2 tRNA genes are annotated in these 267 nt (G+C 43.8%); both read right to left on the reverse strand.

Going from position 1 to position 267, the window contains the following annotated elements:
- Nucleotides 1-5: 5 nt before the first annotated feature.
- Nucleotides 6-81: transfer RNA gene (locus ACTG7Q_RS10910), tRNA-Lys, on the reverse strand.
- A 107-nt stretch (nucleotides 82-188) separates the two neighbouring features.
- Nucleotides 189-264: transfer RNA gene (locus tag ACTG7Q_RS10915), tRNA-Lys, on the reverse strand.
- Between the last annotated feature and the right edge of the window lie 3 nt (nucleotides 265-267).

The raw sequence follows: 267 nt of genomic DNA on the forward strand, positions 1-267 counted from the left end.
TTAAGTGGTGGGCCGTGAAGGATTCGAACCTTCGACAAACGGATTAAAAGTCCGCTGCTCTACCGACTGAGCTAACGGCCCACTGTTTTTTTCTTAGTTTTGCTTATCTCTAGTGTTAAAGCAAATTATTTCACCTAATTATTCTGATTCAAGCTATCTCATCTCATGCTTTCAATCTGATCATTAAGTGGTGGGCCGTGAAGGATTCGAACCTTCGACAAACGGATTAAAAGTCCGCTGCTCTACCGACTGAGCTAACGGCCCACT

It is taken from the genome of Lonepinella sp. BR2474 (assembly GCF_051851555.1).
In the GTDB taxonomy this organism is placed as follows: Bacteria; Pseudomonadota; Gammaproteobacteria; order Enterobacterales; family Pasteurellaceae; genus Lonepinella.